Below are 22414 nucleotides of genomic sequence, written 5' to 3'. Positions count from 1 at the left end.
TTGTGACGGCGGCAGTGCCAGTTGCTTGCCGAAAAGCGCGCGAGGACGCGTAGCGCCTGCTGGCGGTTCGCCAGCGCGTGAGCAATGGCAGGTATGCCGCCGCCGGTCTACACCCGCGCGGCGGCGAGCGCAGGTGTTGCTCGTTGCTTGGCGCCCTCCCGGCACCGCGGTGTCATCCCGTGCGCTTCGTTCGGCAGCGTTTCGAGCGCGGGACGTCACGTCCCACCTGAGCCGGTGCATTGCCATACAACGGCATTGCATCAGCCCAGATAGGGACGCTCGCTGTCGAACAGCAACTGCTGGGCGCCACGCCGCCATGCATCCGGGCAGCGCTGGCCCAGCAGCACCGCGGCCATCGTATAGGCCAGGCCGCGGCCGACCAGGCTCACGCCGCCCAACGCCGCTTCGGCCTGCTGCTGGCTGCCGCCGGCCTGCACCGCGTCGAAGAACCGCGCAATGTAGGCGCCATCCTCGCCGGTGCCTTGCAGCGTTGCCGCGCGCAACGCATCGGTTTGCCAGCCCTCGCGCGCGGCCAGTGCCCAGGCGCTTGGTGCTGTGATGGCGTCGAGCCCGGCGTTGTCGGGTAGCACGCGCGCGCGCTGCAGCAATGCGGCGCTGGCGCCACGGGACGCGGCCGCGAGCCGGACGATGCGCGCCTGCAAGTCGGCATCGGCGGCCGCCTCTGTCACTGCCGTGTCCAGTTGCCCGTGGGCCAGGGCGTAATAGCTGTGGTACGGCGTGCCCTGGGTGCGCTCACCGCCCTCCAGTGCCACGATCGATGCCAGTGATGGCGACTGCTGCGCCATGCCCGGCAGATCCGTCGCCAGGCCGCGGTAGCGCTGCAAACGGGCCAACAGCGGCAGCACTTCGTCGGCCAGTGCCGGCGCGCGCGCTGCCTGTTCGTAGAGCGCCTGGGCCTGCGGCAGATGCAGCTGGCCGACGTGCACGGCCGCTGCAGCGCGCTGCAGCCAAGGGTCGTTGGGCCAGCGCGCCTGTGCGGCGACAAACGCCTGGTCGCGCTCGGGGGTATCGCTACGGCAGCGGATCGCCGCGTACTGCAACGCAGGCGCATCCGGGTGCGCCTGCGCAGCGGCGGTCTGCTCGCCGCACACCTGCGCCCGTTGCTCGGGCGTGGCGGTGTCCTGCTGCATCCGCAGCGCCACCACGTCGTGCGGGTTGCGCTGCAGACGCTCGGCCAGAAGTGCAGGCACGGCCTGTGGCGCGGTGCGGCGCAACTGTTCCATCCACTGCTCCAGATACGCCGAGCCCGCATCGTCCCAGCGTGCGTGCGCGGTGATCAGGGCCAGATCGCGCTCCGGGCCCAGCTCGCCCAGCAGCTCGTGTGGCGAACGCCCGGACACGGCCGTCAGCACGTCGCGGTACTGGCCGCCCTTGCCACTGACCTTCTGCGGCGGCTCGCTGAAGATGTCCTGCGCCTGGGTGCGTTCCCAGCGTGTGGTGCTCAGGCTGCGCGTGGTGTCTTCGCTGGCCGAGCCGTAGCTGGCGCGCCAGTTCAGCAGCAGCGCGGCACCGGCCACGTTGTAGGCGAACTGGCCGCCGTGGCCGCCACTGGGCGCATCGAAACTTTCGATCGTCGCGCCGTCGGCCGTGCGGGTTTCGACGTGATGGGTCGAACGCTCGGACAGGCGAAACACATGGCGGTCATTGGCCGGGAGGGTGGCCGACTGCCCGTCGATGGCCACCGTCACGGTCTGCTGCAACCCGTTGTAGGCGACCACTTCGGCCATGCCCACCGCACCGCCGGCCCACAACACGCCAACCACGATCGATGCGGCCACCGCCACCCGCGCAACCGACGGAAACACGCCGTCGGCGGCCAGAAAGCGCTGCCACAGGTTCTGCCGCAGATCGCGTTGGCGCATCTGGCCCGGCAGGCGGATCGGGTAGTCGGCCGGCGCCGCCGCAGGGGTATCGTCGGTCGACGAAGCGTCGCCGTTGCGCAGCCGCTCGGCCACGGCATTTTCTGCACGCAGCAACTCTTCCAGGCTGGCATCGCGCAACGTGCCCAAGGCGTCCAGGGTGACTTGCACCCAGCTGCCGGCGGCCTTCATCCAGGCATTGATGTTGTTCTCGTCGGCCTCGACCAGACCGAATTCCGGCAGGCATTGCGACCACTGCGGCTTGTCCAGGGCCTGCGCCAGCGGCGCGTTCAACTGCACCTGCCCGGCTTGCGCATACACCTGACCCAGCGCGCGTTGCACCTGATTGCAGGCCGCCACCAGCTTGCGCAATTCCTTGGCCGAAACGCGGCCATCGGCAATCACGCTATGAAAGGTCTGCAGATACAGCAGGTTGGCGTCTTCCAGATCGGCGATGGTGTGGTCGGTGTAATGCAGCACCGCCAGATAGCCGCGCAGCAGCGCCGGCCAGCCGCCGCCGATACGGTTGGCGGCCGCCATGTGCACGCTGCGGCAACGCTGATCGTGGCCGCTGACGCGTGCGCGCAGCACCCGCAGTTCGTCGTCCAGCTCGGCGATCACCGCCGGCAGCTGTGTGCGCGACAGCGTCGTGCCCTTCCAGGTCACCACCCCGCCAGCGGCGCGCAACCCGCCATCTATCAAGCCTTGCAAGGTGGCGCGTTGGCGCTCGCGCTCGCGCTCGCGCAGCTGTTCGATCGCCTGGCCATCGTCGGGCAGGTACAGGCCGTCCAACGCCTGCAGCAGATCGCCCGACGGCAGCGGCGTGGCATACAGCTCGTCCAGGGTGCGCGCCGTGCGCGTGCACGAGCGACCCAGGTACAGCCCCTGGTAGCGCCGCGACAACGACAACGCGGCGAATTCGCGTTCCAACTGCTCCAGCGAGATGGCAGTGTCCACGCAGGTGGGCGCCTGGCCGTTGAACATGCCCAGCGAAATACGCTCACGCAGCGCCTGAGCATCGTGCAGCAGCTCCATGGCCGGGCGCGCATCGATGGGCCAGGCGATGTAGCGGCGCTTGAGATTTTCCTCGCGCGCGGCACTGGGCAGATGCGTGGCCCACATCTGCGAGGGCTGCGCGATGTCGCTCTGAAACAGCCGGTGCATCGGCGGTGCCTCGCTCGGCACCGCCGGCACCGCCCCATGGCCGGGGTCGTTCAACACCACGCGCATGTGTTCGATGATGCGCGACTGGATGGCGAACAGGTCCTTGACCGGACGGTCCTGGGCGCATTCGCGCGCGGCAAAGCGCAGCGCGCGCTGGAAGCCGTCATCGGCCGCTTCCAGCTTGTGCAAGGCGTGCACCAGCGCATCGCTGCCGGTGAGCGATGCGGCCACCAGGTCGGCCTGATATTCCATCTCGCGCGAGAGTGCGCGCTGCGCCAATACCACGCCGCGAAAGGTGATTTCGACCAGCGAGCGGATCGACCACACGATCAACGACAGCCCCCAGCCGATCCACGCCACGCGCAGGTCGATGCGCGACAGCGTGGCCAGCACGCGGTCCAGCGCATCGCGCTTGCCCACGATGTGCGCGGCGATCTGCTGGGCGATGTACACCCAACGGCCGACCGCCATGGTGCGCTGGGCGAAATGCCCGAATTCGTGCGCCAGCACCGCCTTCAATTCGCCCAGGTTGAGCACATTGACCAGCCCCAGGCCGATATCCAGATTCTTGCGCGAGGGCAGCAGCAGGTTGATCAGCGACAGGTCGTAGAACACCCCGGCGTTGACTTGCGCCGACAGATAGACCTTGTGCGGACGCGGTGCGCCGGCATCGTCGGCCAGCCGGTACAGGAAGGCGAACAGCGCCGGCTGCTCGGCGGGGGTGAGTTCCAGAGCGCGGGTGTCGCGTTCGGCGCGCTTGTTGAACAGCAGCGCCTTGGCCATGAACACCGCCAGAAATGCAGCGCCGGCGGCCACCACCCATCGCCAGAACGCCTGCTCGCCACCGGAACCCTGCAGCAAGCCGGCGACCAGCCGGTAGGCGGTCCAGCCGAACCACACCAGCAAGCCCAGGTACACGGCGATGAAACCGCCCAGGCCGAGCATGGCCAGCCAGGCGTTGCGGCGATAGTTGCTGCTGGGTGCAGTGAGCTGTTCCGGCACCACGGCCGGGCCTTGCGGATAGAGCGATTCCATTCGTGTCCCCTGATGAGTGGCCGGGCGCCACGCAGTCGTTCGGCATCCCGGCCGTGCGATTCGATCCGCCGGGCGTGCTGTCCCCTCGCCCCGGCAGCGCAGAAAATAGCCGAGCGTGGCGACAAAATCCATGTGGCCTGCGCGGCGCAGCACATGCCTGCCGCACGACTGCCTCAGCGCCGCCGTGACGCAGTCATGCCTGCGTGGCGGCGCGCTCGGCCCGCACCTGCTGCACCGCCTGCATGGCCGAGCGGGTCAATGGCGTGGGCAGGGCATCGAGTGCGAACCAACCAAGTTCCAGCAGCACCTGCGGTTCGCGCAGCACCGCCTGTTCCGGGCCCTGGATGCTGGCCAGATACACCGGCGCCACCCAATGCTGCGGCGGGTCCATGTCCGGCTCAAAGTGACTGACCACGCAGAGCACGCGCTGCGGGTGCACCTGCAGGCCGGTTTCTTCGAGCACTTCGCGCACCACCGTGGCTTCCACGGTTTCCATCCAGTCCACCTTGCCGCCGGGCAGCCCCCAATGGCCTTGCTCGGGCGCACGCCCGCGCAGCACCAGCAGCAAGCGCCCATCGGCTCGCTGGATGAAGGCACCGCAACCAACGCGCGGGCGTAATTCGGAAGACATCGGCATCAGCAACGCTCGCAAGCTCTGGCGCACCAGTGTCCTCGATGTGGCGGCTGCGGGGAATGCGGGCCGGCATGGTCGATCGCCATGCGCCTGGGTGTTTGAGGAGCGCCACGCAGCAAGCAACGTCTGCGGCGCGCAGATGCGGATGCATGCGCCTATCGCGTCATGGCAGTACCGATACGCGATGACATCGCCTTAGCACCGCATTGGCGAGGATGCCGGCTTTCGGCGCCATGCCGGCGCGCAGCTGTTGGAGAGGTGCATGTCCCGAGTTCTCGTCATCGGCGGCCACGGCAAGGTGGCGCGCCTGCTCACGCCGCTGTTGGTGCAAGGCGGGCATCAGGTCACCGCGCTGTTCCGCAACCCCGCACACGAAGACGACGTGATTGCAGATGGCGCCACGCCGGTGGTGTTCGATATCGAACACGCACAGACCGATGCCATCGCCGCGCAACTGGCCGGCCACGATGCGGTGGTGTGGTCGGCCGGGGCGGGCGGCGGCGATGCGGCGCGTACCTATGCGGTGGATCGCGATGCGGCCATTCGCTCGATGCACGCGGCCGAGCAGGCGCGCGTGCGTCGCTACGTGATGGTGTCCTATCTCGGCGCCGGGCTGGAACACGGCATCGGGCCAGACGATGGCTTCTTCGCCTATGCGCAGGCCAAGGCCGCTGCCGATGCGCACCTGCGCAGTACCACGCTGGACTGGACCGTCCTCGGCCCCGGCCGGCTCACGCTGGACCCGCCCTCCGGCCGCATCACCCGCGACCCGGGCAGCGATGCCGACGGCGGCGTCTCGCGGGCCAACGTGGCGCAGGTGATCGCCGCCGCACTGGCCACACCGCGCAGCATCGGCAAAACGATCGGCTTTATCGACGGACAGACCCCCATTGCGCAGGCGCTGTCGCAGCTGGAATGAACGCAACACCCCGCGCGATCCGCACTGCGCGCAGCAACCGGCTCCGGCTAACGAATTCCTAAAGCCGTCGCCCGCATAGTCGCCAGCGCAGCCATTGTGGAGGTCGCTTATGTCCGCGTTCGTCAGCCCGCGCCGCGCCGGGATCCTGCCACCGTATCTGCTCGAACACGTGGCGCAGGCCGCGCCCGCACATGCGCGCCAGTGCGCGCTGATGTCGCGGCACATCACTGCGCAGCTACGGCAGCAGCGCGCACTGGGGCTGCTGGCACGCACCGATGCGCTGGCGGCAGACGCCAAGGCGCAACAGACCGCCCAGGCGGTACAGCGGCGCATTTACGACGCCGAGCAAGGCACCGCCTTGCCCGGCACCCTGGTGCGTGACGAAGGTGCCCCTGCCACCCAGGATGTGGCGGTGACCGAAGCTTACGACTACCTGGGCGCCACCCACGATTTCTTCCAGACCGTGTACGGGCGCAATTCGATCGACGCGGCGGGCATGCCGCTGATCGGCACCGTGCATTACGAGCGCGGCTACGACAACGCGTTCTGGAACGGCGAGCAGATGGTGTTCGGCGATGGCGACGGCGAGGTGTTCAACCGCTTCACCATCGCCCTGGATGTGGTCGGGCACGAGCTCACCCACGGCGTCACCGAGCGCACCGCCAACCTGATCTATCAAGGCCAGTCCGGTGCCTTGAATGAATCGATTTCGGACGTGTTCGGCGTACTGATCAAGCAGTACACGCTGCGCCAGAGCGCCGACCAGGCCGACTGGATCATCGGCGCCGGCTTGCTGATGCCCGGCATCCAGGGCGTGGGCCTGCGCTCGATGCAGGCGCCCGGCAGCGCGTACGATGACCCGGCTCTGGGCAAGGATCCGCAGCCGGCCACCATGGCCGGCTATGTCGACACGCAAGAGGACGATGGCGGCGTGCACTACAACTCCGGCATTCCCAATCACGCGTTCTATCGCGCCGCCGTCGCAATCGGTGGGGCGGCGTGGGAGAAGACCGGGCGCATCTGGTATCGCGCGCTCACTGGTGGCGAGCTGGCCGCCGGCGCCGACTTCGCCACGTTCGCCGATCTGACCGCCAGCGTGGCCAGCGCCGACTACGGCGCCGACAGCCGCGAGGCCGTGGCGGTCCGGCAAGCCTGGCGCGACGTGGGCGTGCGCGCATGAGCCCACAACGGCCACCGGTGGAAGCGGGCGTGACCTTGCGGCTGGCGCGCGAAGGCGGAGTGGCGGCGTTTCCGGCCATGCGCCGCGAGCGCCAGTTGGCGATGGATGCGCTGGACGATGCGCAGCGGGAGCAGCTGCGCAGTCTGCTGGATCAGTGCATGGCGCACGCGCTGCCGGCGCCGCAGGCCGGCGGTGGCGACCGGCGCTATTTCAGCATCGTCTGGGACGGCGCCAGCGAGCCGCTGCGCATCCCCGAAGAACATGCGCCGGCCCAAATCGTGCAGCTGTGGAAGCAGGGCACGCTGTAGCGCAGGCCTTCGTCGCTGCGTCGCTTGCAGGGCTTGCTCCACGCCGCGCGTGCGCGCAAATCACGGCAGGCCCCTGCACGTAAACGAAAACACCGCGCAATGCACGGTGTCTGTCGGTCGGCGAAGATGGTCCAACTGCGGATGCCTGCACCCTTTAAGCTGCCTAGATGCTCCAAGGCTGCACAGCTGGTGACGCATGGTGGCGTGCAGCGCGTTAGCGCCACGTGCAGCGCAGCGGTCAGTCTGAAGACACGCTCCTCATTGCTGCAGCGCACCGCCGTCTGTGCGCGGAACGGCGCAGCTAGTGCTCCGGATGCGCTTCCACCAGATGCGCCAGCAGCATCAACGAATCCTGCCAGCCCAGATAGCAGGCATGCAGCGGAATCTGCTCGGGAATGCCTTCCTGCACCACGTGCAGATCGGTACCGCACGGCAGCGTATGCAACTGCACCGTGGTCAGCATGGTGCCGGGCAGCGAGGGGTTGTCGAACGCATCGTCGTAGCGCAACAGCACGTTGGGCTGCAGCTCGCGATAGGTGCCACCGAACGCATGCCGCTGGCCATTGGCGAAATGAGTAAAGGCCATGCGGAAGGTACCGCCGACATGCGCATGCAAAGGCTCCACGGTGCAGGTGAAGCCATTGGGCGGCAGCCACTTTGCCACCGCATCGGCTTGGAGGAAGGCACGATAGATCCGCTCGGGGCTGGCACGGATGACGCGGTGGAGCGTGACGGTGGACATGGGCACTCGCCTGGGCAGAGAACGTCTCTTCATCCTAGCGACGAACCGGCGGTTGCACATCATCGGCAGGCCATGGCCCGCATGCGCCACTCGCATGCCCGGGCCGCGACTGCTTCGGCACCGGCTGCTGGCTGCCGTACGCAATGCGTTACGTGAGCGGCGACGACACGATGATGGCCTTGCCGCATGTGCGCACCGGCCTGCCGATCGACCCCGCGGCAATGCCCAGCGACACACGCTCGCATTGCCGCCGCGACCGGCTTCGCGGATAGTCGCCGCACTGATCGGACGATTTTTCCATGATGCTTGTCACTGTGTTGCTGCTCGCCGCCGGACTGCTAGGTGCCGTTGTGCTCGTCGGAGGTCTGTGGTGGTGGCTGGCGCGACGCCGCGACGCCAACGCCGATGACATCGCGCCGTCGGCCGGGAATGTGCCCACAACACCAGCGTCGCCCTCGCCCATTGCACCGGAACCATCGCCCGCCGCGCCGATGCAGCAGCCCGTGCCGCCGCCCGTTGCGCAGATGTTGCAGATCGAACCGCCACCGATGCGCCCGCTGTTGCGGCGCATGTATGCGGCGGTGATGGCCACGCCATCGCTGGCCGAGGGCACGCTGCCCGCCGACCCCGCCCAGGCCGAGGTGCTGGCCGCCGTCGCCGCTGCGCTCGAACATGTTGACCTGCGCCCGCAATTGCTGCCGCGTCGCCCGCACCTGTTGCCGCAGCTGATGCGTGCGGTGAACGACCCCGACGCCTCCGGCCGCGGCATCGCCGCAATCATCGCGCAAGACCCCGCACTGGCGGCCAACCTGCTGCGCATCGCCAACAGCGCGCTGTACCGCCCGCAAGGCGGCCCGCTGGAAAGCCTGGAGCGCGCGGTCGTGCATATCGGCACCGAAGGCGTGCGCCAGATCGTCGCCGCGGCCGTCATGCAGCCGGTGCTGAGCCTGGATGGCGGGCTTTACTCGCGCCTGCCCGCCGCCGTGTGGGATTACGCCTTGCGCACCGCGGCCGCCGCGGCCGCCTATCTGCGCGAACGCGGCGGCGGCACCTTGTCCGGCCAACTTGCCGGCCTGTTGCAGGGCCTGGGTGCGGTGGTGATCCTGCGCGTATTGCGCGACACCTATGCCGAACGCCCCGCCGTGCCCTACAGCCTGGAAGTGGCCGCCGCCCTGGTCGAGCGCCACACCGCCGCCGTGGCCAAGACCATTGCCACCGCCTGGGAACTGCCGCCACAGCTCGGCACCGCGCTGGACGAACAGCGCCCCGAACACGACACCAGCTTGCTCGCCACCCCGCTCGGCCTGGCATTGCGCTACGGCCGCCTCGCCGCCGCCCTGGCCATGCTCGCCCGCCACGGCGCCGAGCACGAAGATCGCGCGCTCGGCATCCTGTCCACCCTGGAACCGGACAGCCAGGCCAACGCCGCCCTGTGGCAGCGGCTGGTGGCTGCGAGCGTGGAGTGAGGTGCTGCTATTTAACGGCCTTGGGTTACCGCAGCATCCAGCGCCAATCAGCCGATGACCATGTCCACAGGGCGCGTTTGAAGATTCGGCTCAGCCATGCCCTACCGGATGCAAGCGGCTCGCACGAATGCACTCACGCGTTGAGTGCATTCGCAACTGGGGCATCCGGACGCAAGCGCACATCATGCTCACACCGCCACGCACAGACTGGCCCGGTTCCCCAAACGATGAGAGACATCCCATGGATAAGAACCGTATCGAAGGCGCCGCCAAGCAGGTCAAGGGCTCGGTCAAGGAAGCCCTCGGCCGCGTCACCGGCGACAAGAGCACCGAACTGGAAGGCGCCGCCGAAAAGAATGTCGGCAAGGTGCAGCGCAAGGCCGGCGAAGTGGCCGATGACGTGCGCGACGCTGTCAAATCGACCAAGTAAGTTGGTTGCATCGCCGGCAAGCTGATGGCTGCCGGGATTGTCGATGCTGCATCTGCATGCGTTTGATGCATTGCACGCGACGATGCGGCGCAAGCAGGGCAATAGCAAACACGGCAAGATCGCCAACGCCCCGACTCGCTCGGGGCGTTGCATTTTTGCAGGAATTGGATGCACCGAATTTTCCTGCGCACTTGGTGATAGCGAGCGCTAAGGATGGTCTGATCAATGCGGCCAGAGGATGCGTCGACCCGCATCGGTAGCGCTGACTACGCTCACACCTTCGGTTTTTCGCTGTTTCCAGCGCATTCTCGGGGCGTTCTCCCCATTACAGGCACAACTTCCCAACGGCAGGCATCAACTGCTTCCGCTTCAGCCACAGGTTCGACAGCGCAAAGAGCGTCAGCACCTGCGCGGTGTTTTTGACCAGGCCGCGATAGCGCACCTTGGCATAGCCAAACTGGCGCTTGATCACCCGAAACGGATGTTCCACCTTCGCACGCAGGCTGGCCTTGGTGTGCTCCCAGCGCTTGGCCAACTTCAGTTCGCGCTTGTTCTTGATCTGCTTCAGCTTCGAGGGCTTCTCCGCGATCAGGTAGCGTAGCTTGCGCTTGCCCTTGATCTCATCGCGCTTCTCAAGCCCGGTGTAGCCGCTGTCCCCACACACCGTGTCTTCCTTGCCATGCAGCAGCTTGTGCGCTTGCGTGATGTCCGCCACGTTGGCTGCCGTGCATTCCACGTGGTGCACTAGGCCGGATTCATCATCCACTCCAATGTGCGCCTTCATCCCGAAGAAGTATTGGTTGCCCTTCTTGGTCTGGCGCATCTCCGGATCGCGCTCACCGTCCTTGTTCTTGGTCGAACTGGGCGCAGAGATAATCGTGGCATCCACAATCGTCCCGCCGCGCAGGCTCTGACCCTTGCGCGACAGATGCGCGTTCACCCGATTGAACAGCTTGCGCGCCAAATCGTGCTGCTCCAGCAGATGGCGAAAGTTGAGAATCGTCGTCTCGTCCGGCACCTCATCCAGCCCGCCGATCTTGGCGAAACGGCGCATCGACACCGTGTCGTACAAGGCTTCTTCCGCCGATGGATCGCTCAATGCATACCACTGCTGCAAAAAGTGGATGCGCAGCATCGTCTCCAGCCGATACGGCTGTCGTCCCGGTTGCCCCGACTTCGGATAGTGCGGCTCGATCAGCCCCAGCAGCTCCTTCCACGGCACGACCTGCTCCATCTCGGCCAAAAACACCTCACGCCGCGTCCGCTTGCGCTTGCCGTCGTACTCCGCGTCGCCGAAGGTCAGCTGCATCGAAATCGTCTACTCGGGTCGATGATCGATTGTGGCAGATCAGGACGGATTGTTCAGAGTTTCCCTAAGGAAGGTCTGAACAACGAGGCCTGACAGGGAGGAATGTGGCATCGTTCCGGAAAGTCGCGTTTGGAGCTTCGGGTTTCTCGCCATTTCTGGCGCTTTCCGTGGGAATTCCCGGGTTACAGGCGCACGCTCCATAGGGCAGGCAGTAATTGCTTTCGCTTCATCCACAGATTCGACAGCGCAAACAGGGTCAGCACCTGTGCCGTGTTCTTGGCCAGGCCGCGATAGCGGACCTTGGTGTAGCCAAACTGGCGCTTGATCACCCGGAATGGATGCTCCACCTTCGCGCGCACGCTGGCCTTGAAGTGTTCCCAACGCTGTTCCTGGGCACGCTCGCGTTTGTTGCCCATGCCTTGCATCGTCGAGGGCCTGGCGGCGATGGAGAATGCTGCTTGGCAGTCCCGCAGTTCTTGGCGGTTGTCCGCGCCGGTATAGCCGCTGTCGCCGAACACGCTGTCTTCTTTGCCATGCAGTAATGCGTGCGTCACCGTGACATCGGCGACATTGGCCGCTGTGCAATGGACATGGTGCACCAGTCCGGAAAACTCATCCACCCCGATGTGCGCCTTCATCCCGAAATACCACTGATTCCCCTTCTTGGTCTGATGCATCTCAGGGTCGCGCGCATGGTCGGCGTTCTTGGTCGAACTGGGCGCAGCGATCATAGTGCGGCGCGATCAGAGCAAGCAGTTGCTGCCACGGAACCACCTGCTCCATCTCGGCCAGAAAGATCTCCCGGCGGTCTGCTTACGCTTGCCCAGGCCCTCAGCGTCACCGAACGTCAGCTGCATGGATGAATCCTCTACATGAGGCGGTAGTATCGCGCATCTGTGGTGAGTTGATCAGACCTTCCTTAGCTCAACCTCGGGCGTCCGCTAGGAGCGGGGCTTACCGATACTAATAATTTATTTTTCTATATAGTGCCAACCCACAAATCGCGCTCAGCATCTTCGGCACATGCTTATCGCGGCTGGCGCGGTCGGCACAAACCCGTATTGCGCATAGAGAAGATTACTTGCCCCTTTTGCAATCAGACTCACCTCAGCACTGGGGGGCAAATTCTTATCCAACCAAGCGGTAAGCCTCAGCACCACCTCTCTCCCCAGACCCTGCCGCTGCAGCCGAGGATGCACAGCAATATCGCAGAGCTGGAGATGACAGGCGCCATCGCCGACAATCCTCCCCATTGCGACTAAGTCGCAACAGTGATACCCGGAGACTGCAAATACGGTCTTAGGCAACGCCATCTCTGCAGCTTCTTTAGCCTTTTCGCTTAATCCTGCGATTAATCTAAGTTGGCAATATTGGTCGACCGTTGGACAAACCTCATAAAAGCAAACCGCTGCCGCACCGCTCACCATAACACCTCGTCGTTCTAGCAATCAGGTTAGGTGATTATCTACTGCTCTAGTTACGAGCAGGATGTTTGAGAGCGTTTGATTCGCCCACGAACGGATTTTTTCGCTTCCACGCTATGAAAAATAAAGTCTGCACACAACTGCAAAACATTCGCAAGATCATTTCTGCGAAATTTCTTGACTCAAATCTCGCGATTGAAATGCATTTCTCCAACATTCAGGCCGAAATGCAAATGGCACTGTTGACGCCCGTATTTCCGCAGTTAAGGAAGGTCTGATCAACTCACCGCAGATGCGCGACACTATCGCCTTATGTAGAGGATTCATCCATGCAGCTGACGTTCGGTGACGCTGAGGGCCTGGGCAAGCGTAAGCAAACCCGGCGCGAGATTTTCCTGGCGGAGATGGAGCAGGTCGTTCCGTGGCAGCAACTGCTTGCCCTGATCGCGCCGCACTATCCGGTATCGGGGCGGCCAGGTCGGCAGCCGTACGCACTGGCGACGATGTTGCGGATCCATCTGTTGCAGCAGTGGTATGCGTTGAGCGATCCGGCGATGGAAGAAGCGTTGCACGAGATCCCGACCTTGCGGCGTTTTGCCCAGCTCGGTGGCTTGGACAATGTTCCTGACGAGACCACGATTCTCAACTTTCGCCGTCTGCTGGAAACCCATGGCCTTGCCGCGCGGATGCTGGACGCGGTCAACGCGCACCTGGCGCGCAAGGGCCAGAGCCTGCGGTCGGGCACGATCGTCGATGCGACGCTGATCGCTGCGCCCAGTTCGACCAAGAACGCCGACCATGCGCGCGACCCTGAGATGCATCAGACCAAGAAGGCGAATCAGTGGTATTTCGGGATGAAGGCGCACATCGGCGTGGATGAGTTTTCCGGACTGGTGCACCATGTCCATTGCACAGCGGCCAATGTCGCCGATGTCACGGTGACGCACGCATTACTGCATGGCAAAGAAGACAGCGTGTTCGGCGACAGTGGCTATACCGGGGCGGACAAACGCCAAGAACTGCAGGACTGCAAGGCTGCCTTCTTCATCGCCGCCAGGCCCTCGACGATGCGGGGCATCGGCAACACACGCGAGCGTGCTCGGGAACAGCGTTGGGAACACTTCAAGGCCAGCGTGCGTGCGAAGGTGGAGCATCCATTCCGGGTGATCAAGCGCCAGTTTGGCTACACCAAGGTCCGCTATCGAGGTCTGGCCAAGAACACGGCACAGGTGCTGACCTTGTTTGCGCTGTCAAACCTGTGGATGAAGCGAAAGCAGTTACTGCCGGCGATGGGGAGCGTGCGTCTGTAAACCGGGGAATTCCCGCGGAAAGCGCCAGAAATGGCGAAATTTCGAAGTTCCAAAAGCCACTCTTCGGAACGATGCCACCTTCCGCCCTGTCAGGGCGGAATGTGGCATCGTTCCGGAAAGTCGCGTTTGGAGCTTCGGGTTTCTCGCCATTTCTGGCGCTTTCCGTGGGAATTCCCGGGTTACAGGCGCACGCTCCATACGTAAGCTCCCCAGCCTGACAGACACCGCATAAGTGGATATTTCTGGCATCGTTACCTCAGCCAGGAGTTTCTATGCGCACTTCAAAGTTCACCGAGACGCAGATCGTCACGGCGCTCAAGCAGGCCGACGCCGGCGTGCCGGTCAAGGACGTCTGTCGCCAGGTTGGTATCAGCACAGCGACGTACTACCAGTGGAAGAGTAATTAGTCCGCATGACAGGTGTGTACGACGGTCCGCAGGTATAGGTACGCTACAGCGCTCTTTCGCTTGGAGACCCACGTAATGCATACCTTGATCGTTGTTGCGCACCCGGATCCCCGCTCGCACACGCACGCAGTGGCTGCGCAGGTGCGCGATGCTGTGCTGGCATCCGATGCAACGCATACGGTCGAGGTTGCCGATCTGGCGCAGGAAGGCTTCGACCCGCGCTTCAACCAGGCCGATGTCGCACTCTTTCAGCAGCGCGCGGCACCCGCGCCGGATGTAGCAGCCGAACACGCGCGTCTGGATCGCGCCGATGCGCTGGTGCTGGTGTTTCCGATTTACTGGTGGTCGTTTCCTGCGCTGCTCAAAGGCTGGATCGACCGGGTGTTTACGCTGGGCTGGGCGTTCGACGAAAGCGCCGATGGCAAGATCGTGAAGAAGCTGCAGCACCTTGATGTGCACCTGCTGGCCATTGGCGGTGCGGACGAGCGCACCTACGCGCGGCATGGCTACTTCGGTGCGATGAAGACGCAGATCGCCCACGGCATCTTCGATTTCTGCGGGGCGCCGGTGCGCACCTCCGAGCTGCTGACGGTGCCGGATGCGGCCTTTCCGCAATCGCATTTCGACACGGCGCGGGCGATTGGCGCGCGGTTGTTTGCCGCAAAAGCCTCTGCCGCTAGCGAACCCAGCTGACTCCAGGCTGCAGCTGCTGCGTCATGATGACTGGCAGGCCCGACCAGCTGCATGCCTGCATGCCTGCATGCCTGCATGCCAATAACGCTCGCGCGTTGTGCCGTGGCTTGCACGACTGCAGCTCTACTCCTGACGTGCCACCGCATCACCGTGTACTGCTCGCGCATGCAATCCAGGTGGCCACGCGTCCGGGGGCGTGCGGCAACGTGTCGCCCACCGCCAGACATCACTCGAACGGCCGGGGAGACGGCCTCGGGGATTTGGCAAAAGTCTGGTAAAGCACTGCCGCACGCTCGTCTGCGAGGGTAATCCCCCCACTTTTAGCGGTCGCCAGAAGTGGAGCTAAGCGGCCATCGCCAACTTCATGGCAGGCGTGATGCCGCCGAGCGCCATATTCGGACGCTCGTGGTTGTACGTCCATAGCCAGCGGGTGGCTTTGTCCTGCACCTGGTCGATGGTGTCGAACAGGGTTTGGGCGAGCCAGGCGTAGCGGATGGTGCGGTTGTAGCGTTCAACGTAGGCGTTCTGCTGTGGCTTGCCCGGCTGGATGTGCTCGACCCGGATACCATGCCGCTGCGCCCAGGACAGCAACGCGCCACTGATGTATTCAGGGCCGTTGTCGCAGCGGATCACGGCGGGCTTGCCGCGCCACTCGATGATCTGCTCCAGCGATCGGATCACACGGGCTGACGGCAGCGACAGATCCACCTCGATCCCCAGCCCCTCGCGATTGAAGTCGTCGAGCACATTGAACAGCCGGAAGCTGCGGCCGTCGGCCAACTGGTCGTGCATGAAGTCCATCGACCAGACCTGGTTGATAGCCTCCGGCACCGCCAGAGGCTCGGGCCGCTCACGCACCAGCCGCTTCCTCGGCTTGATCCGCAGGTTCAACTCCAGCTCGCGGTAGATCCGGTAGACCCGCTTGTGATTCCAGCCAAAGCCCTTCACGTTGCGCAGGTACAGGTAGCACAGGCCAAAGCCCCAGTCGCGATGGGCGGTCGTCAGGCGGACCAGCCAGTCGGCGATCCGGGCGTTCTGCTCGCTGGCCTTGGCCTGGTAGCGGAAGCAGGTCTGGCTCACCGCGAAGGCCTGGCAGGCGTGGCGGATGTTCGTACGCCCGCTCGTGACTGCCGATTGGGCCATCTCGCGTCGCTGAGATGGCCTCACCATTTTTTTGCGAGCGCTTCCTTCAGCAGGTCGGTACTGAGCTGCGCCTCGGCGTACATCTTCTTGAGCCGGCGGTTCTCCTCCTCCAGCTCCTTCATGCGCGCGACCATGGACACGTCCATGCCGCCGAACTTGCTGCGCCACTTGTAGAACGTGGCCGAGCTGATGCCGTGCTCGCGGCACAGCTCCGGCACGGGCGCACCGGCCTGGGCCTGCTTGAGCACGGCGATGATCTGGCTGTCGGTAAAGCGGGACTTCTTCATGGAACCTCCTCGGGAAAGGGGACGAGAAAATTCCACTTCTGGCGTCTGCTAATGGGCGGGGGGATTACCCGAGGACGTTCTCGATGTCACTCAAGTCGCGTCGTGCAATCGCTGCCGATGCCTTGCGATCGCCCAGCAGATAGGCGAGCCGCAGATACGCCGCACTCTCGACCAGGTTCTTTTGCGGAGTGTCGCCGTTGTAGGCCTCGGACAGTCCAGAGTAGGCGTAGAGATTTCCGGTGGCTGCGGCCTTGCGCAATATCGCCACGCCGCTCTCGAAGCGGCCACTGAGCGCGGTCTTGCTGCCGTAGAGCACTGTGGCCGCCGGATTGCCCGCCAGCGATTGAGCCTGCAACTGGGCCAGATCCATCCTGCTCAAGCGTGCGTGCTCGGCCGGCGATGGGTAGCCGTGGGCAATCAGCCAGCGCGCTTCGGCCTGCGAGCTGGCCAGCAGCGGGCCGCCAGCGCTGCAGGCGTCTGAGCCGGGGTGGCACAGATATGGCGCTGTGTCGGCATGGGTTTGCGCTACACGCGCCGCCGGTGACCGCGACAGCTTGTTCGGTGCGCTGCCGTGGCCGGTGGTGCGCACGTGGACGGTAGGCGCGCTGGCTGAGGTCGTTTGCGCTGGCGGCGGCGTGTCTGTGCAGCTGCCCAGGGCCATTGCAGTGAGCGCGATCAATGCGGTGCTAGCGAATTTCATTGGGCTGTCCCTGGCGGCGTGCGAGACGTGCGGGGCGCACATGCTGCAGCTGCGTTGCTCCTTGCGCCTTGCGCCTTGCGCCTGCACCTTGCGTGGCAGCGATGACGCGGTCAAGTCCGCTGCACGCTGCCGTCGCCTGGTAGTTACGCCGTGCATCGCCCGTGGCACGTGGCGAAGGCGCAGCAGACGCACGTCGATCTGTATCGCAGCGTTCGCTGGCGGTGAAGCGGGCTGACAGGCGGCCGAGTACGCGGCATTGGGCTGGCTGGCAGCGTTTGAACGCTTTGGCCGTGCCCGCGATGCGGGCCAGTGGCATTGGTTCGATCGACGGCCGGTGGGTAGGTGCCCCAGCTCTGCGGTTGCCCTTGCGGTTGCCCTGGTGGTTGCCCTCGCGCCTGCTCCCGCAGTGCATCAAAGCGGACGCAACCGTGGGCGGATCCGGCGTTATTGGACCGAAAACGCGGCCAGATTTGCACAGTAAGGCGGCTTGAGACGTAATGTGACGCAGGTCGGACTTTTCTCGTATACCGTGGCGCCCATCACTGTAAAACGTGATGTTCATCTCATATTCGAGAAGGAGCTTGCCGTGGCAGAGAACAGGATGTGGCTGCAAACGCAGCCGGTGGGTGGAGAGCGGGCGGCAGCCCAGCCATGGGCTGCGCTTCTGCCGGGGTTGGCACGGCCCGCAGGCACCGGTCGCCCGGCAGCTCTGACGCGCACCGCGGCAGATGCGGCCAACCTCAAGCGCCTGCTGCGCAAGGGCGCGCGCAGCCTGGTGCGTACGCTGCCCTGGCGGCACCAGGACCGGCTGTACTTCCTGCATACGTTTGGACGCCTGCCGGATCTGTACGCGCCGAAATGCTTCAACGAGAAGATCCTCTACCGCAAGTGTGTGCACGGTGATTACCTGCAATATCAGCGGTTGGCCGACAAGTTTGCGGTGCGGCCGTATGTGGCGGTCAAGATCGGCGAGGCGCATCTGATCCCGCTATTGCTGGACACCACCGATCCGCAGGACTTGCTGCGCTTGCCGCAGTGGCAGCAGACGGTGATCAAGGCCAACCACGGCGCGGCCATGGTGGAAGTGGTGCGCGAAGAGCCGGATGCGCAGCAGAAACGCCGCATCATCGCGCGTTGCGGCCAATGGATGCGCACGGATTTTTCCGCCATGGTGCGCGAGATCCATTACCGCGATATTCCGCCACGCATTCTGGTGGAAAAATACATCGGCGATGCACAGCAAGTGCCGGTGGACTACAAGTTCCACATGTTTCGCCAGGCCGACGGCACCTTCAAGTACGTGCTGCAGGTGATTTACGGCCGCTTCGACACGCCGAAATTGTCGATGACCTTTTTCGTCGGCAACTTGCACGATGCCTTTCACCGCATCCGCGACGACGGTCGCGCACCGCCGTGTGCACCGGAACTGCTCGAGCAGGCGCTGGAACTGAGCAAGGTGCTGGCCAGCGACTTCGACTATGTGCGGGTGGATTGGTATATCCAGCACGGGCAGGTGTATTTCGGCGAACTCACCTTCACCCCCGGCGCCGGGTTGGTGACCGGCTTGGACCGCGGGCTGGACCGGATGATGGGCGAGATGTGGGTGCAGCGGCGCGCGCCCGAACGACCGGGACTGCCGATGCGAGGGTTTGGTGTGGGCGGGCGCGTGCCACAGCAGTGAAGCGTCTGCGCAGGTGCACTGCGCAGGCGATGCCGATGCAGCGCGCCACTGCAGCGCCCGATGACTGCGGCGCTCCGGCACGCGTCGCACGGCAACTGACGATGTTGGCAGCGATGCGGAGGGTGCAGGTTGCCGCCACGCGGCGTGCTGCGGGTATCACCAACCAGCTGCCGCTACCACGCCGGTTACGCACTACAGAGCCCGCCGTTGCGGCTATCGAATTGGCTGCGCCACGCCCGCCTGTTTGGCAAATTCGCCAGCGGCCCAGTCCAGAAACACGCGCACCCGCGGCGACAGCTGACGGGCGCGGGAATACAGCAGCGACACCGGGTTGGACGGCGGCGGGGTATCGCGCAGGATTTCCACCAGCGTGCCTTGCTGCAAGTCGTGCGCTACGTGGAAACGCGGCACCTGCGCGATGCCCAGGCCAAGCCGGATGCCGGCCAGATAGCTCTCGGTACCGGTGACGCTGAGCGGGCTGGGCAATGCGAAGGTGCGCAGCCCGTGCGCGGTCTGGAACTCCAGCGGGGTGACCACGCCGGTGGTGATCGAACGCAAGCCGACCATGCGGTGGTGGTCCAGCGCTTCCAGCTGCGCCGGCATGCCGAAACGTTGCAGGTACTGCGGCGTGGCGCAGGTGAGGCGTTCGAGCATGGCCACGCGGCGTGCGACCAGTTCGCTGTCGCGCAGCGGGCCATAGCGCAACACGCAGTCGATGCCTTCTTCCACCAGATCCACCCAGCGGTCGCTCTCGCTCATCACCAGCTGGATCTGCGGGTACTGCGCAAAGAACGCCGGCAACCCGGGCAGCAGGAAGTGCCGCGCCAGCGTGCCCTGCACTTCCACCCGCAACAGCCCCTTGGGTGCCACGCCGCGGAAGCCGCCTTCGGCATCGTCCACGTCGTCGAGGATGCGCATGCAGCGTTGATGGGAGAGCTCGCCATCGAGCGTGGGCCGCACCATGCGCGTGGTGCGCTGTAACAGGCGCACGCCCAGACGCGCTTCCATCTCGGCAATCACCTTGGTGGCGGTGGAGCGCGGAATTTCCATGTCGTTGGCCGCTGCAGTGAAGCTGCGCCGCTCCACGATCCGCACGAACAAGCGCATGGCGTCGAACCGATCCATGGCATTCCTTGCCCACTGTTCGGGCGCTGGAAACAGTGCTGTGCAGTTTAGTGTGATTATCGTCGTGTCATTGCATTGGATAGTTTCCGCAACGCCGCAGCCCGCGGCATGACGGAAGAACATGCATGGCTCAGCAGCAGAAAGTGGCATTGGTGACCGGAGCCTCGCGCGGTATTGGCGCTGCCATCGCGCAGCGATTGGCCGGCGATGGCTTTGCCGTCGTGCTCAACTACGCCGGCCATGCGGATGAGGCCGATCAACTGGTGCGCAGCATCGAAGCGGCCGGTGGCCGCGCAATCGGTGTGCAGGCCGATGTCAGCGACCCGGCCGCCGTCGAGCGCCTGTTTGCCGCCGCCGAGGCTGCGTTCGGCGGCGTGGATGTGCTGGTCAACAACGCCGGCATCATGCAGCTGGCCACCCTGGCCGACAGCGACGATGGCTTGTTCGACAAACACATCGCGATCAATCTGAAAGGCACCTTCAACACGTTGCGCCAGGCCGCACGCCGGCTGCGCAACGGGGGCCGCATCGTCAACCTCTCCACCAGCGTGGTCGGCCTGAAGCTGGAAACCTACGGGGTGTATGCGGCCACCAAGGCGGCGGTGGAAACGCTGACGGCGATCCTGTCCAAGGAATTGCGCGGGCGTGCCATCACCGTCAACGCGGTGGCGCCTGGCCCGACCGGCACGGCGCTGTTCCTGGACGGCAAGTCGCCGGAATTGATCGAACGCTTGTCCAAGGCCAATCCGCTGGAACGCCTTGGCTGCCCGGACGACATCGCGGCGGCGGTGGCGTTCCTGGTCGGCCCCGATGGCGGCTGGATCAACGGACAGGTGCTGCGCGCCAACGGCGGCATGGTCTGACCCACTGTCGCGCGCGGCAGTGCGCACGCTGCTGGTTTTCCCTTTCAAGGAGCACTGACATGAGCAAACGCATCCTGGTCACTGGCGCGTCCAGCGGCTTCGGCCGATTGGCCGCGCAAGCGCTGGCCGCCGCCGGCCACACCGTCTACGCCTCCATGCGCGATACCGCCGGGCGCAATGCCGGCGTGGCGCAGGCGATGGCCGAATTGGCGGACAAGCGGCAGCTGGCCTTGCACACGGTCGAGCTGGACGTGCAATCGCAGGCCTCGGCCGACGCAGCGGTGGCATCCATCGTGGCGCAGGCCGGTGGGCTGGACGTGGTGGTGCACAACGCCGGGCACATGGTGTTCGGCCCGGCCGAGGCGTTTACCGCCGAACAGCTGGCGCAGGTCTACGACATCAACGTGCTGGGCACGCAGCGGGTCAACCGCGCGGCATTGCCGCACTTGCGGGCACAGCAGCAGGGTCTGCTGGTGTGGGTGTCCAGCAGCAGCTCGGCAGGCGGCACACCGCCGTATCTGGGCCCCTATTTCGCGGCCAAGGCGGCGATGGATGCCTTGGCAGTGCAGTACGCGCGCGAGTTGGCGCGCTGGGGCATCGAGACTTCGATCATCGTGCCAGGTGCCTTCACCAAGGGCACCAATCACTTTGCCCATGCCGGCACACCGGACGATGCCGCACGCGCCGCGGCCTACGAGGCCGGCCCGTATGCAGGTTTTGGCGAACAGGTGCAGCAGGCGTTTGCGCGCCTGGTGCCCGAAGACGCCGACGTGGCCGAGGTGGCGCAGGCGATCGTGCAGGTGGTGAACGCACCGTTCGGCAAGCGGCCGTTCCGGGTGCATATCGACCCAGCGGGCGATGGCGCAGACGTGGGCTTTGCCGTGCTCGACCGCTTGCGCGCAGAGATGCTGCACCGTGTGGGATTGGGCGACCTGTTGGCACCGCGCGTGGTGGCCTGATGGGATGCGGCAGGGCTTGGAGTGCCTGCCGGCCATAGAGCGGCTACCAGAACGTGGCGAGCAGTCGCCAGCTGGATGTGGACGGCGCACTCACTACCGCAGTGTCGCGTGGTGCATGCCGCACCGATCACCAGCCGCACCTGCCTGGCGGCTGTGCCGTGGTTTTGTTGGCCGCTCTTAGCGTGAAGACGGTTCCTGCGAAGCGCGCTCCCACCGCATGACGTGCACCACCACGATGCGTTGCCCATCCACGCGGTAGAACACGCGGCAAGGTGGTTCGACAATCTGGCGATAGCTGGCGCGTGAGTTCCTGCGGCCGGCTTCCGCGGTCCGGGCGTTCGATTAATTGCTCAACCTGCGCGAACACCCGTTTCACCCGCGCCGCTGCAGCGGGTGCGTTATCGATTGCGATGTAGTCGGCAATTGCGTCCAGATCAGCCAATGCCGGCACCGACCAGATTATTTCAGCCATCGCGCCATGCGTTGCCGTGCCTGTTCATGGCTCAGCGTACGGCCTTCCGCGACTGCCATTTCTCCACGGGCGATTCCTTCGAGCAGCGCAATGCGCTGCTGCATGCGCTCATCGCTGGCAACACCCACCAGATAGGCACTGGGTGAACCGTACTGTGTGATCAAGATTGGCTCCTTGTCGCGCGCTGCAGCTGCAAGGAGTTCGGTTGCCTGACGCTTGAGCGTGGTGACAAGTTCGGTGCGCATGCCGTGACATTGCAGTATCACTTCGGGCGAGGCGAGCG

General features: G+C 65.0%; 21 protein-coding genes, 1 other RNA gene and 3 pseudogenes. 12 read left to right on the top strand and 13 right to left on the bottom strand.

The window, feature by feature from the left end:
• Positions 1–260 precede the first annotated feature (260 nt).
• Together ACCQ00_RS00415 and ACCQ00_RS00410 are read right to left on the bottom strand one after the other, a co-directional pair.
• Positions 261–3989 (bottom strand): M48 family metalloprotease, encoded by a 3729-nt coding sequence (locus tag ACCQ00_RS00415; RefSeq protein ID WP_372354134.1) that lies wholly within the window; start codon positions 3987–3989, stop codon positions 261–263.
• Between the two features lie 283 nt (positions 3990–4272).
• Positions 4273–4743, bottom strand: a complete 471-nt coding sequence (locus ACCQ00_RS00410) for an NUDIX domain-containing protein (protein ID WP_039569728.1) — start codon at positions 4741–4743, stop codon at positions 4273–4275.
• A 232-nt stretch (positions 4744–4975) separates the two neighbouring features.
• On the opposite strand from ACCQ00_RS00410, the gene ACCQ00_RS00405 reads away from it, so the two are divergent.
• From ACCQ00_RS00405 to ACCQ00_RS00395, 3 genes are all read left to right on the top strand, one after another.
• Entirely contained in the window at positions 4976–5632 is a 657-nt protein-coding gene (locus ACCQ00_RS00405; RefSeq protein ID WP_039569725.1) for an SDR family oxidoreductase, read from the top strand.
• A 109-nt stretch (positions 5633–5741) separates the two neighbouring features.
• On the top strand, positions 5742–6812 hold the full coding sequence (locus ACCQ00_RS00400; protein ID WP_039569722.1) for a M4 family metallopeptidase: 1071 nt from the start codon (positions 5742–5744) through the stop codon (positions 6810–6812).
• Positions 6809–7120 carry a protealysin inhibitor emfourin gene (locus ACCQ00_RS00395; protein ID WP_039569719.1) on the top strand — a complete coding sequence of 104 codons (312 nt, stop codon included), beginning with the start codon at positions 6809–6811 and terminating at the stop codon, positions 7118–7120. The genes ACCQ00_RS00400 and ACCQ00_RS00395 overlap by 4 nt, the downstream gene beginning before the upstream one ends.
• Positions 7121–7421: 301 nt before the next feature.
• Here the strand turns inward: ACCQ00_RS00395 and ACCQ00_RS00390 are convergent, their stop codons facing one another.
• Together ACCQ00_RS00390 and ACCQ00_RS00385 are read right to left on the bottom strand one after the other, a co-directional pair.
• Positions 7422–7952 (bottom strand): SRPBCC family protein, encoded by a 531-nt coding sequence (locus ACCQ00_RS00390; RefSeq protein ID WP_039569718.1) that lies wholly within the window; start codon positions 7950–7952, stop codon positions 7422–7424.
• A 58-nt stretch (positions 7953–8010) separates the two neighbouring features.
• Positions 8011–8163: a hypothetical protein gene (locus ACCQ00_RS00385; protein ID WP_162292266.1), complete on the bottom strand. Its 153-nt coding sequence runs from the start codon at positions 8161–8163 to the stop codon at positions 8011–8013.
• On the opposite strand from ACCQ00_RS00385, the gene ACCQ00_RS00380 reads away from it, so the two are divergent.
• The 3 genes from ACCQ00_RS00380 to ACCQ00_RS00370 all read left to right on the top strand — a co-directional run bounded on the left by ACCQ00_RS00380 (position 8162) and on the right by ACCQ00_RS00370 (position 9969).
• Complete coding sequence (locus ACCQ00_RS00380; RefSeq protein ID WP_039569714.1) at positions 8162–9328, top strand: HDOD domain-containing protein; 1167 nt, start codon at positions 8162–8164, stop codon at positions 9326–9328. The two genes, ACCQ00_RS00385 and ACCQ00_RS00380, sit on opposite strands and share 2 nt — an antisense overlap.
• A 241-nt stretch (positions 9329–9569) precedes the next feature.
• Complete coding sequence (locus ACCQ00_RS00375; protein WP_022557884.1) at positions 9570–9758, top strand: CsbD family protein; 189 nt, start codon at positions 9570–9572, stop codon at positions 9756–9758.
• A gap of 43 nt (positions 9759–9801) precedes the next feature.
• Complete coding sequence (locus ACCQ00_RS00370) at positions 9802–9969, top strand: hypothetical protein (RefSeq protein WP_157859479.1); 168 nt, start codon at positions 9802–9804, stop codon at positions 9967–9969.
• Between the two features lie 114 nt (positions 9970–10083).
• Here the strand turns inward: ACCQ00_RS00370 and ACCQ00_RS00365 are convergent, their stop codons facing one another.
• The 3 genes and pseudogenes from ACCQ00_RS00365 to ACCQ00_RS00355 form a co-directional block, all read right to left on the bottom strand.
• Entirely contained in the window at positions 10084–11067 is a 984-nt protein-coding gene (locus ACCQ00_RS00365) for an IS5-like element ISXfu1 family transposase (protein ID WP_022557821.1), read from the bottom strand.
• A 182-nt stretch (positions 11068–11249) separates the two neighbouring features.
• Positions 11250–11924, bottom strand: a pseudogene (locus ACCQ00_RS00360) (IS5 family transposase).
• A 150-nt stretch (positions 11925–12074) separates the two neighbouring features.
• Entirely contained in the window at positions 12075–12320 is a 246-nt protein-coding gene (locus ACCQ00_RS00355; RefSeq protein WP_223842580.1) for a GNAT family N-acetyltransferase, read from the bottom strand.
• Between the two features lie 500 nt (positions 12321–12820).
• On the opposite strand from ACCQ00_RS00355, the gene ACCQ00_RS00350 reads away from it, so the two are divergent.
• The 3 genes and pseudogenes from ACCQ00_RS00350 to ACCQ00_RS00340 all read left to right on the top strand — a co-directional run bounded on the left by ACCQ00_RS00350 (position 12821) and on the right by ACCQ00_RS00340 (position 14901).
• On the top strand, positions 12821–13801 hold the full coding sequence (locus ACCQ00_RS00350; RefSeq protein WP_046736103.1) for an IS5 family transposase: 981 nt from the start codon (positions 12821–12823) through the stop codon (positions 13799–13801).
• A 272-nt stretch (positions 13802–14073) separates the two neighbouring features.
• Positions 14074–14202, top strand: a pseudogene (locus ACCQ00_RS00345) (transposase); the annotation flags it as partial.
• Between the two features lie 81 nt (positions 14203–14283).
• Positions 14284–14901, top strand: a complete 618-nt coding sequence (locus ACCQ00_RS00340; RefSeq protein WP_039575748.1) for an NAD(P)H-dependent oxidoreductase — start codon at positions 14284–14286, stop codon at positions 14899–14901.
• Positions 14902–15243: 342 nt separating this feature from the next.
• Here the strand turns inward: ACCQ00_RS00340 and ACCQ00_RS00335 are convergent.
• Together ACCQ00_RS00335 and ACCQ00_RS00330 are read right to left on the bottom strand one after the other, a co-directional pair.
• A protein-coding gene (locus ACCQ00_RS00335; RefSeq protein WP_099770635.1) for an IS3-like element ISXac2 family transposase occupies positions 15244–16331 on the bottom strand; the annotation gives its coding sequence in 2 pieces (ribosomal slippage) (positions 15244–16079 and positions 16079–16331; 1089 coding nt in all).
• Positions 16332–16401: 70 nt separating this feature from the next.
• Positions 16402–17010 (bottom strand): annotated as a pseudogene (locus ACCQ00_RS00330) (hypothetical protein); the annotation flags it as partial.
• A gap of 622 nt (positions 17011–17632) precedes the next feature.
• Between ACCQ00_RS00330 and ACCQ00_RS00325 the strand changes: the two are divergent.
• A complete protein-coding gene (locus ACCQ00_RS00325; protein WP_039570052.1) occupies positions 17633–18712 on the top strand; it encodes an ATP-grasp fold amidoligase family protein in 1080 nt (359 codons plus the stop codon).
• 213 nt (positions 18713–18925) lie between these two features.
• On the opposite strand, the gene ACCQ00_RS00320 is transcribed toward ACCQ00_RS00325, so the two are convergent.
• Positions 18926–19837, bottom strand: coding sequence for a LysR family transcriptional regulator (locus ACCQ00_RS00320; protein WP_372354036.1), 912 nt, complete (start codon positions 19835–19837; stop codon positions 18926–18928).
• 125 nt (positions 19838–19962) lie between these two features.
• Between ACCQ00_RS00320 and ACCQ00_RS00315 the strand changes: the two genes are divergently transcribed.
• Together ACCQ00_RS00315 and ACCQ00_RS00310 are read left to right on the top strand one after the other, a co-directional pair.
• Positions 19963–20700, top strand: coding sequence for an SDR family oxidoreductase (locus ACCQ00_RS00315; protein WP_039570049.1), 738 nt, complete (start codon positions 19963–19965; stop codon positions 20698–20700).
• A gap of 59 nt (positions 20701–20759) precedes the next feature.
• Entirely contained in the window at positions 20760–21659 is a 900-nt protein-coding gene (locus ACCQ00_RS00310) for an SDR family NAD(P)-dependent oxidoreductase (RefSeq protein ID WP_039570047.1), read from the top strand.
• Positions 21660–21700: 41 nt separating this feature from the next.
• Here the strand turns inward: ACCQ00_RS00310 and ACCQ00_RS00305 are convergent.
• From ACCQ00_RS00305 to ACCQ00_RS00295, 3 genes are all read right to left on the bottom strand, one after another.
• Positions 21701–21776, bottom strand: a non-coding RNA gene (locus ACCQ00_RS00305) — sX9 sRNA.
• A gap of 10 nt (positions 21777–21786) precedes the next feature.
• Positions 21787–22131 (bottom strand): type II toxin-antitoxin system RelE/ParE family toxin, encoded by a 345-nt coding sequence (locus ACCQ00_RS00300; protein WP_236493599.1) that lies wholly within the window; start codon positions 22129–22131, stop codon positions 21787–21789.
• Complete coding sequence (locus ACCQ00_RS00295; RefSeq protein WP_039570045.1) at positions 22119–22376, bottom strand: type II toxin-antitoxin system prevent-host-death family antitoxin; 258 nt, start codon at positions 22374–22376, stop codon at positions 22119–22121. The genes ACCQ00_RS00300 and ACCQ00_RS00295 overlap by 13 nt, the downstream gene beginning before the upstream one ends.
• Positions 22377–22414: the final 38 nt, after the last annotated feature.

The sequence above is a fragment of the Xanthomonas sp. NCPPB 3761 genome, from assembly GCF_041475705.2.
GTDB classification, from domain to species: Bacteria; Pseudomonadota; Gammaproteobacteria; order Xanthomonadales; family Xanthomonadaceae; genus Xanthomonas; species Xanthomonas phaseoli.
Note: the sequence above shows the minus strand (reverse complement) of the source record. Positions and strands in the feature narration are given on the sequence as shown.